This is a genomic window from Collinsella sp. HCP28S3_E9 (assembly GCF_052065455.1).
Lineage (GTDB): Bacteria > Actinomycetota > Coriobacteriia > Coriobacteriales > Coriobacteriaceae > Collinsella.
Window position 1 is genome coordinate 1 of the sequence record NZ_JBQHTZ010000025.1, and the last position, 10,820, is coordinate 10,820.

At 60.4% G+C, this 10,820-nt stretch carries 4 protein-coding genes; 2 read left to right on the top strand and 2 right to left on the bottom strand.

The window, feature by feature from the left end; all coding sequences use genetic code 11:
* Positions 1-727: 727 nt before the first annotated feature.
* Together ACTNA2_RS08770 and ACTNA2_RS08775 are read right to left on the bottom strand one after the other, a co-directional pair.
* On the bottom strand, positions 728-2,890 hold the full coding sequence (locus ACTNA2_RS08770; RefSeq protein WP_441049314.1) for a hypothetical protein: 2,163 nt from the start codon (positions 2,888-2,890) through the stop codon (positions 728-730).
* Between the two features lie 182 nt (positions 2,891-3,072).
* A complete protein-coding gene (locus ACTNA2_RS08775) occupies positions 3,073-4,962 on the bottom strand; it encodes a carbon starvation CstA family protein (RefSeq protein ID WP_441049316.1) in 1,890 nt (629 codons plus the stop codon).
* An 896-nt stretch (positions 4,963-5,858) separates the two neighbouring features.
* Between ACTNA2_RS08775 and ACTNA2_RS08780 the strand changes: the two genes are divergently transcribed.
* Positions 5,859-7,748 carry a carbon starvation CstA family protein gene (locus ACTNA2_RS08780; protein ID WP_441049316.1) on the top strand — a complete coding sequence of 630 codons (1,890 nt, stop codon included), beginning with the start codon at positions 5,859-5,861 and terminating at the stop codon, positions 7,746-7,748.
* Positions 7,749-7,930: 182 nt separating this feature from the next.
* Positions 7,931-10,093, top strand: a complete 2,163-nt coding sequence (locus tag ACTNA2_RS08785; RefSeq protein WP_441049314.1) for a hypothetical protein — start codon at positions 7,931-7,933, stop codon at positions 10,091-10,093.
* Positions 10,094-10,820: the final 727 nt, after the last annotated feature.

Below are 10,820 nucleotides of genomic sequence, written 5' to 3' on the forward strand. Positions count from 1 at the left end.
AGGGTGCGGAGCTGAGGAAACGCGAAGCGTTTTCCAGCGCAGCACGCAAGGAGCGGAGCGACGCAGCGGGGCGCGGCCGCCGGAAGGCGGACGCGGAATCCCTCCGTCCCAGCCAAGGTAACTGAGCGCCCCGGGCTTTCATCAGCCCGGGGCGCTTTCTTGTGGGCATGCGGAGGATTCGAACCCGCAAGGGTGCGGAGCTGAGGAAACGCGAAGCGTTTTCCAGCGCAGCACGCAAGGAGCGGAGCGACGCAGCGGGGCGCGGCCGCCGGAAGGCGGACGCGGAATCCCTCCGTCCCATATCAACAACGGGCTCTCCGTATCTCAACCGGCACTTGGGGACGTTCCCAAAGTGCCGGCACTAAAGGAACGTCCCCAAGTGCCGGCTCATCCACCCTCAAAAGACAGACGCCCCAAGCCCGAAAGGACCAAGAGCGCCTTACATCAAGAAATATCAGCCCCGTTCCGAAAAGCGAGCCGTCATCTACAAAATGGCGCGTGGCCCCGGCGGGCCGGGCATTAAGTTTGTCGCGAGTTCCGCACGCAAAGAAGGCCACATGACCTCGATGTTTTGGACGTGACAGCGAGAGGGGTCCTGGTATGGCAAGGTGACGTGAAACAAGGCGGCGCTGACCTTCTGGTCGCGCCGCCGAAGTTGAACGTCAGATTGCCGTGCCAGGGCCCCTCGCAGCGTCAAGAAGACCGCCGTTCGGTAGAACGGCGGAATTTAGCTGTTCAGCATGCGGTCGAAGCTTCCCGAGTCGCCATCCCGATAGTCGGCGGTCATCAGAATCTCCTGCGGAATGCGACCGCCCTCGCGCAGCACATTGCGGAACTGCACGCGCGTGACCATAGGCAGATCCTTGATCGTCGCCGCCAAATTCTGCGGCACACCCTGATTGGCAGCCGCAGGCTCGCACTCGCCGCCAGCTTTCACGCGACGCTTGTGCTCGGCGAGCATGGCACGATACATGCCGGCATGCAAGCGAATCTCAACCACATTGGCATTGCGGGCCTGCTCGACGATGCGCGCACCCTCTCGGTCGATATCGCCCACGTAGTAGACATAGTTAAAGCGATAGCCGATCTCGGCCAGATAATCATCCAGTGCGTGCGAGACGCTCGCCTTGCAGCCACCGCCAAAGATCACGCCACCCACCTTGGTGCCAAAAAGCTTAGCGTGCTTGCGGCCGCGCAAGAGCTTGACGATCTCGTCATAGGTGTCTAGGTTCTCGACCATAATGAACGGCCTGTCGGCGCCCAGCGTAAAGAAGCCCGTAAAGTGCACGGGGCGATTGGGGGCGACCTTAATCGCCTGCATGCTGATGCCCTTTTCGGCCATACGCCTCATCAGGCGCTCGCCGTGTTTACCGTCAAAGGCCTTCTCATCGTTAAAAATCTGGTAGGCGCGCTGGCGACGCGAGGCGACCGGCGTGTCGGCGCCGCGATTCTGCTCAATCCAAGCCTGGATGGTCTCAATCTCCTCGGCAATCTTGCGGTTGGACATCTCGTTGTGCTGAGTGCGCTGCGAAACCTTTTTGCCGTCCTTGGCCTCAACCTTAACGATTTGAGTCTGTTGCTCCTTAATCTTGGAGAGTGCAGCAGGTGTGGGAACGACCTTGAGCAGCTGACTGGCCAGGACACGGGCCAGAGCAAACGCCGAAACCTCGCCATGAGCGGTCGACTCAGGCTGCTGGGCGGTCGCATCGTTTGCAGTCGATTTGGGCTGCGTCTGGGATTTGCACTTGGAATCTGTCCGAGTATTGCGCTCTTGCTTTGGCGCGGACGAGCCCTTTTGCGAACGCTCAGGCTTGCCCCCCTTTACTGGCTGGCGCTTGGGCTGCTCCGCCGGGATCTCAGCCTTCGCATCCTTGTTTTGCCCCGCTGCCTGCTCGGCCACGGATTCGGTATTTGAGCCACGGCCGCCACGGTGACGACGACGGCGAGGCTTGCTCGAAGCGCTCTCCTCCGCTTTCTCGCCCGCAGACTGCTGGCCTCGGGGCTCGACATCGCCCGTAGGCCGCGGCTCAACAGGCTTCTGCTCACGGACCATCGGCTCGGCAGCCTTCTCAGCCTTCTCCGCTGGTGCAGCGGGAGCCTGGTCGGTCTTTTCTTGACGCCTTGCGGGATACGCACGACCCATAAAGCCGCGTCCGGGACGGCATGAACCCGGAGCCTTCTTGACGGGCTCCTCGGGTGCACCAGCAGCTTCGACGGACTCCTGAACGTCGCACACAACACCTCCCTGCTCGGCCTTAAAGTGAGCACCGCGGCGACGCTTAGGCTCCTGGACTTCAGCGGCGCACTGCGGCTCGGTAACAGCCTCATCCTCGACGGGCTCGACATCCGTCGCATCCTTTTGAGCCACGGCGCGACGGAAGCGCTCCTGCTGGGCACGGCGCTGCGCATCGCGTTTACCGCCCCCGCCAAAACCGCCGCGGCCCGCCTTGGCCGTAAAGGCGCGAACGACGCTTTCGTCAAGCAGCTCATCGGTGTCGACGTTCTCGCGCGGAGCCGTTTCCACCGCAACAGGCGCCTCGACAACGTCCTCGACGGCCTCTTCGGCAGCCTCGGCAGGCTGCTCCTGGACATCGCGAATCTCGGCATTAATGGTATAGAACGCTGGGCGCCCGTTAACGCCGCTGCCCTCGATCTTGGTAACGATCTTTGCCGCGATAAGTTCATCGCGCATCGCCTTGGTGTCACATTCCTTATCGACGGAACGGAAAATCTGTGCCAGCGCGCTCGACTTGATCTTGAGCGCCTTGCGGCAGAGCAGGTCGTAGGCAACCAGCTTGGCACGCTCGGCAGAAAGCGACGTCTGGCTGCTCAGACGCTCAGCCAGGGCATCGACGTTGTTTTGGTTATCGGAATATACCGTCTTGGCCACGGGGCCCCTTTCATATGTACACATATACGTCTATATGGTACAACGCACGCCCCTATCCACGCAAAACATCTGCGAGAACACCCGGGCACACTAGCTTTTGCATGGAAAAAGGCCGAGCCCGCGCAGTTGCGGACCCGGCCTTTCCGAGTCATATAGATGTGACGTTCAATCCCTTAGATCGATTAGGCCTTGGCGGCCTCGGCGCCTGCGGGAGCCTCGGCAGCAGCAGCGCGACCATACTCGGCCTTGCCCATCTCGGACCACTCGGGTTCCTCGTCGGGCATGGAACCGGCCTCCTTGCCGAAGAACTCCTTGAGGCAGTTGACGGCAACGATGAGGCCCAGGACCATCAGCAGGACGGCAAAGACGAGCTGCAGGCCCTTGGTGGCGGCGACGGAGACTGCGGCCGTAGTGGCGGTAGCCGGGATGGTACCGAAGAAGCCGTAGGCCTGGACGGCGGTCATGCAGCCCATAGCGCTCTGGACCAGCGAGGTGAAGGTGCAGCAGAGTAGGAAGGCGACGGGCACGTAGAGCATCCAGCCCTTGCGACCGGTGCACTTGCAGAACACGGCAAGGGTGATCATGGTCATACCGCCGAGCAGCTGGTTGGAAGCACCAAAGAGCGGCCAGATGTTGGCATAGCCGCCAAAGGCGAGGGCGAGGCCGGGGAGCAGGGTGACAACCGTGGCGAACCAGGGGTTGCCGAGGACCTTCATGTAGCCGGCCTTGGACTCGATGGCCAGGGCGTCGTTGGTCTGGGCAAAGAACTCGGAGAACGAGGTGCGGGCAATGCGGGCGACGGCGTCGAGCGAAGTCAGGGCCAGAGCGGAGACGTTCATGGTCATAAAGACGGTAGCGAGCGTGCCGTCAACGCCGAAGGCCTGCATACCGCGAGAAATGCCAGCAGCGAAGATCTGGAACGGGGTGGAAGCGACGCCGGCGTTGAGGGCGCCGGTACCGGCAGTGTTCATGTCGGAGAACATGATGCCGGCGACGATGATGGCGAGGATGCCGACGAAGGGCTCGACGATCATGGCGCCATAACCGACCGTGACGGCGTCCTGCTCCTTCTCGACCTGCTTGGAAGAGGTGCCCGAAGAAACGAGGCTGTGGAAACCGGAGAGAGCGCCGCAGGCAACGGAGACAAACAGGACCGGGAACATCATGCCCGAGGTATTGCTAAAGCCGGTGAAAACCGGAGCGGTGATGGTGGCCTGGCCGTTAACGCCCAGGACGACGATGCCGAGGACAGCACAGACAATCATGACGATCATCATGATGGAAGTGAGGTAGTCGCGAGGGGTCTTGAGCATCTGGATGGGCATGGCACCGGCAAAGACCAGGTAGACCATGACGACGGCGAACCACTGGAACTTGTCCAGGTAAACCGGGAACTGCATACCGACGGCGAACATGAGGACCATGAGCACCACGCCGGTGACGAACTCGGCAGCGCCGGTGAGGTTGAACTTCTTCTGAGCCCAACCAAAGGCCATGGCGACGAAGGTGAACAGGATGGAGATGGTGCCAGCGCAGCCAGCGGCATAGGACTTGGTGAAGTCGATGGCATCGGTGGCAGCGCCAGAGGCGTCAACGACCGGGGTGAACATGAACGTCTTGCAGACCATGTCGGTAAAAGCGGCGATGACGATGATGCAGAACAGCCAGCAGAACAGCAGGAACAGGCGACGGCCGGTCTTGCCGATGTACTTCTCGATGAGCTGAGCCAAGGACTTGCCGTTGTTCTTCATCGAAGCGTACAGGGCGCCAAAGTCGTGAACGGCGCCAAAGAAGATGCCGCCGACGAGGACCCAGAGCACGACGGGCAGCCAGCCGAAGGCCATGGCGACAATCGTACCCGTAACAGGGCCAGCACCGCAGATCGAGCTGAACTGATGCGAGAACGCGGTGAAGGCGGAAACGGGCGAGAAGCTCTTGCCGTCCTTCATGCGCTTGGCAGGCGTGAGGGCCTCTTTATCAACGCCCCACTTGTTAGCCAGCCAGCGGCCGTAGCCCAGATAGCCGCAGGCGAGCACCGCCGCGGCCACAACCATGAGCAAAACTCCGTTCATTACATTTCCTCCTCAAAAAAGAACTTCCTAGACATAAAAAATGAGGGCCGTCGGTTGCGCTCGACGGCCCTCATCTTCATCAGCCGCCCGTTATCGTACGGGCTAGCTGTATGTGCTAACCCGCATCAGATAATTACTACGCTGATAATGTTTAGCTGATGCGTGAACATGTCTAAGAAATCCTCTTCAATCATGATGCGAACGATCCGTGCGTGTTCACATCCCCCAGTGGATGGAAAGGAGTATGAAACTTTAGTTGCCTAAAGTCAACGCAAATATGTAATGGATTTTCAACTTTATTTGAATTTCTCGGTATAAAACGTCACTGACCTCGGACTTTACCGAACGACAGTTTTTGCTTGAGAGATGCTCCTCGGGGGCGGGGCGGGCGCCTGCCGCCATATATGAACTTTATCGCGAGTTCCGCACGAACAGGAGGCCACTTAATGTGGCCTCCGTCGTGAGCAGGACTGTCCGAGCAGGAAAGTTCATATATGGCGGCAGGCGCCCGCCCCGCCCCCGAGGAGCATCTCTCAAGCAAAAACTGTCGTTCGGTAAAGTCCGAGGTCAGTGACGTTTTATACCGAGAAATTCAAATAAAGTTGAAAATCCATTACATATTTGCGTTGACTTTAGGCAACTAAAGTTTCATACTCCTTTCCATCCACTGGGGGATGTGAACACGCACGGATCGTTCGCATCATGATTGAAGAGGATTTCTTAGACATGTTCACGCATCAGCTAAACATTATCAGCGTAGTAATTATCTGATGCGGGTTAGCACATACAGCTAGCCCGTACGATAACGGGCGGCTGATGAAGATGAGGGCCGTCGAGCGCAACCGACGGCCCTCATTTTTTATGTCTAGGAAGTTCTTTTTTGAGGAGGAAATGTAATGAACGGAGTTTTGCTCATGGTTGTGGCCGCGGCGGTGCTCGCCTGCGGCTATCTGGGCTACGGCCGCTGGCTGGCTAACAAGTGGGGCGTTGATAAAGAGGCCCTCACGCCTGCCAAGCGCATGAAGGACGGCAAGAGCTTCTCGCCCGTTTCCGCCTTCACCGCGTTCTCGCATCAGTTCAGCTCGATCTGCGGTGCTGGCCCTGTTACGGGTACGATTGTCGCCATGGCCTTCGGCTGGCTGCCCGTCGTGCTCTGGGTCCTCGTCGGCGGCATCTTCTTTGGCGCCGTTCACGACTTTGGCGCCCTGTACGCTTCGATGAAGAACAACGGCAAGTCCTTGGCTCAGCTCATCGAGAAGTACATCGGCAAGACCGGCCGTCGCCTGTTCCTGCTGTTCTGCTGGCTGTTCTGCATCATCGTCATCGCCGCTTTTACCGACATGGTCTGCAAGACGTTCATGTTCACCCCGGTCGTTGACGCCTCTGGCGCTGCCACCGATGCCATCGACTTCACCAAGTCCTATGCCGCTGGCTGCGCTGGCACCATCTCCATCCTGTTCACCTTCGTCGCCATGGCCTTTGGTTGGGCTCAGAAGAAGTTCAACCTCACCGGCGCTGCCGAGTTCGTCACCGGCGTGGTGCTCATGGTCCTCATGTTCGCCGTCGGTATGCAGTTCCCGGTTTACCTGGACAAGTTCCAGTGGTTCGCCGTCGTCATGGTCTACCTGGTCTTTGCCGGTGCCATGCCCATCCAGATGCTCAAGACCCCTCGCGACTACCTCACTTCCATCATGATGATCGTCATGATTGTCTGTGCTGTCCTCGGCATCGTCGTCCTGGGCGTTAACGGCCAGGCCACCATCACCGCTCCGGTTTTCACCGGCTTTAGCAATACCTCGGGCATGATGTTCCCGGTCCTGTTTGTCTCCGTTGCCTGCGGCGCTCTCTCCGGTTTCCACAGCCTCGTTTCTTCGGGCACCTCTTCCAAGCAGGTCGAGAAGGAGCAGGACGCCGTCACGGTCGGTTATGGCGCCATGATCGTCGAGCCCTTCGTCGGCATCCTCGCCATCATCGTCGCCGGCATCATGTTCTCCGACATGAACACTGCCGGTACCGGCGCCCTCAACGCCGGCGTCGCTTCCACCCCGTTCCAGATCTTCGCTGCTGGCATTTCTCGCGGTATGCAGGCCTTCGGCGTTGACGGCACGCTCGCTACCGTCTTTATGACCATGAACGTCTCCGCTCTGGCCCTGACTTCGCTCGACGCCGTCGCCCGCATTGCCCGCACCTCGTTCTCCGAGTTCTTTGCCCAGACCAACGACGCCCTGGCCATCGAGTCCAAGGCCGGCTACATGAAGGTCCTCGGCAACCCCTGGTTCGCCACGGTTGTCACCCTGCTCCCCGGCCTCGCCCTCGCCTTTGGCGGCTATGCCAACATCTGGCCGCTCTTTGGTGCTTCCAACCAGCTGCTCGGCGGTATGACCATGATCACCCTTGCCGTGTTCTGCAAGTGCACCGGTCGCAAGGGCTGGATGCTCTACGTGCCCGTCGCCTTCCTACTCTGCTGCACCTTCACCTCGCTGGTCCAGAGCGCTATGGGCTGCATGACCGCCGTCCAGGCCTACGGCTTCTTCGGTACCATCCCGGCTACCGCCACTACGGCCGCAGTCTCCGTCGCCGCCACCAAGGGCCTGCAGCTCGTCTTTGCCGTCCTGCTGATGGTCCTGGGCCTCATCGTTGCCGTCAACTGCCTCAAGGAGTTCTTCGGCAAGGAGGCCGGTTCCATGCCCGACGAGGAACCCGAGTGGTCCGAGATGGGCAAGGCCGAGTATGGTCGCGCTGCTGCTGCCGAGGCTCCCGCAGGCGCCGAGGCCGCCAAGGCCTAATCGATCTAAGGGATTGAACGTCACATCTATATGACTCGGAAAGGCCGGGTCCGCAACTGCGCGGGCTCGGCCTTTTTCCATGCAAAAGCTAGTGTGCCCGGGTGTTCTCGCAGATGTTTTGCGTGGATAGGGGCGTGCGTTGTACCATATAGACGTATATGTGTACATATGAAAGGGGCCCCGTGGCCAAGACGGTATATTCCGATAACCAAAACAACGTCGATGCCCTGGCTGAGCGTCTGAGCAGCCAGACGTCGCTTTCTGCCGAGCGTGCCAAGCTGGTTGCCTACGACCTGCTCTGCCGCAAGGCGCTCAAGATCAAGTCGAGCGCGCTGGCACAGATTTTCCGTTCCGTCGATAAGGAATGTGACACCAAGGCGATGCGCGATGAACTTATCGCGGCAAAGATCGTTACCAAGATCGAGGGCAGCGGCGTTAACGGGCGCCCAGCGTTCTATACCATTAATGCCGAGATTCGCGATGTCCAGGAGCAGCCTGCCGAGGCTGCCGAAGAGGCCGTCGAGGACGTTGTCGAGGCGCCTGTTGCGGTGGAAACGGCTCCGCGCGAGAACGTCGACACCGATGAGCTGCTTGACGAAAGCGTCGTTCGCGCCTTTACGGCCAAGGCGGGCCGCGGCGGTTTTGGCGGGGGCGGTAAACGCGATGCGCAGCGCCGTGCCCAGCAGGAGCGCTTCCGTCGCGCCGTGGCTCAAAAGGATGCGACGGATGTCGAGCCCGTCGAGGATGAGGCTGTTACCGAGCCGCAGTGCGCCGCTGAAGTCCAGGAGCCTAAGCGTCGCCGCGGTGCTCACTTTAAGGCCGAGCAGGGAGGTGTTGTGTGCGACGTTCAGGAGTCCGTCGAAGCTGCTGGTGCACCCGAGGAGCCCGTCAAGAAGGCTCCGGGTTCATGCCGTCCCGGACGCGGCTTTATGGGTCGTGCGTATCCCGCAAGGCGTCAAGAAAAGACCGACCAGGCTCCCGCTGCACCAGCGGAGAAGGCTGAGAAGGCTGCCGAGCCGATGGTCCGTGAGCAGAAGCCTGTTGAGCCGCGGCCTACGGGCGATGTCGAGCCCCGAGGCCAGCAGTCTGCGGGCGAGAAAGCGGAGGAGAGCGCTTCGAGCAAGCCTCGCCGTCGTCGTCACCGTGGCGGCCGTGGCTCAAATACCGAATCCGTGGCCGAGCAGGCAGCGGGGCAAAACAAGGATGCGAAGGCTGAGATCCCGGCGGAGCAGCCCAAGCGCCAGCCAGTAAAGGGGGGCAAGCCTGAGCGTTCGCAAAAGGGCTCGTCCGCGCCAAAGCAAGAGCGCAATACTCGGACAGATTCCAAGTGCAAATCCCAGACGCAGCCCAAATCGACTGCAAACGATGCGACCGCCCAGCAGCCTGAGTCGACCGCTCATGGCGAGGTTTCGGCGTTTGCTCTGGCCCGTGTCCTGGCCAGTCAGCTGCTCAAGGTCGTTCCCACACCTGCTGCACTCTCCAAGATTAAGGAGCAACAGACTCAAATCGTTAAGGTTGAGGCCAAGGACGGCAAAAAGGTTTCGCAGCGCACTCAGCACAACGAGATGTCCAACCGCAAGATTGCCGAGGAGATTGAGACCATCCAGGCTTGGATTGAGCAGAATCGCGGCGCCGACACGCCGGTCGCCTCGCGTCGCCAGCGCGCCTACCAGATTTTTAACGATGAGAAGGCCTTTGACGGTAAACACGGCGAGCGCCTGATGAGGCGTATGGCCGAAAAGGGCATCAGCATGCAGGCGATTAAGGTCGCCCCCAATCGCCCCGTGCACTTTACGGGCTTCTTTACGCTGGGCGCCGACAGGCCGTTCATTATGGTCGAGAACCTAGACACCTATGACGAGATCGTCAAGCTCTTGCGCGGCCGCAAGCACGCTAAGCTTTTTGGCACCAAGGTGGGTGGCGTGATCTTTGGCGGTGGCTGCAAGGCGAGCGTCTCGCACGCACTGGATGATTATCTGGCCGAGATCGGCTATCGCTTTAACTATGTCTACTACGTGGGCGATATCGACCGAGAGGGTGCGCGCATCGTCGAGCAGGCCCGCAATGCCAATGTGGTTGAGATTCGCTTGCATGCCGGCATGTATCGTGCCATGCTCGCCGAGCACAAGCGTCGCGTGAAAGCTGGCGGCGAGTGCGAGCCTGCGGCTGCCAATCAGGGTGTGCCGCAGAATTTGGCGGCGACGATCAAGGATCTGCCTATGGTCACGCGCGTGCAGTTCCGCAATGTGCTGCGCGAGGGCGGTCGCATTCCGCAGGAGATTCTGATGACCGCCGACTATCGGGATGGCGACTCGGGAAGCTTCGACCGCATGCTGAACAGCTAAATTCCGCCGTTCTACCGAACGGCGGTCTTCTTGACGCTGCGAGGGGCCCTGGCACGGCAATCTGACGTTCAACTTCGGCGGCGCGACCAGAAGGTCAGCGCCGCCTTGTTTCACGTCACCTTGCCATACCAGGACCCCTCTCGCTGTCACGTCCAAAACATCGAGGTCATGTGGCCTTCTTTGCGTGCGGAACTCGCGACAAACTTAATGCCCGGCCCGCCGGGGCCACGCGCCATTTTGTAGATGACGGCTCGCTTTTCGGAACGGGGCTGATATTTCTTGATGTAAGGCGCTCTTGGTCCTTTCGGGCTTGGGGCGTCTGTCTTTTGAGGGTGGATGAGCCGGCACTTGGGGACGTTCCTTTAGTGCCGGCACTTTGGGAACGTCCCCAAGTGCCGGTTGAGATACGGAGAGCCCGTTGTTGATATGGGACGGAGGGATTCCGCGTCCGCCTTCCGGCGGCCGCGCCCCGCTGCGTCGCTCCGCTCCTTGCGTGCTGCGCTGGAAAACGCTTCGCGTTTCCTCAGCTCCGCACCCTTGCGGGTTCGAATCCTCCGCATGCCCACAAGAAAGCGCCCCGGGCTGATGAAAGCCCGGGGCGCTCAGTTACCTTGGCTGGGACGGAGGGATTCCGCGTCCGCCTTCCGGCGGCCGCGCCCCGCTGCGTCGCTCCGCTCCTTGCGTGCTGCGCTGGAAAACGCTTCGCGTTTCCTCAGCTCCGCACCCT

Coding starts and splice junctions, on each gene's coding strand:
- ACTNA2_RS08775 (WP_441049316.1), bottom strand. CDS start 4,962: ATGAACGGAGTTTTGCTCATGGTTGTGGCCGCGGCGGTGCTCGCCTGC.
- ACTNA2_RS08780 (WP_441049316.1), top strand. CDS start 5,859: ATGAACGGAGTTTTGCTCATGGTTGTGGCCGCGGCGGTGCTCGCCTGC.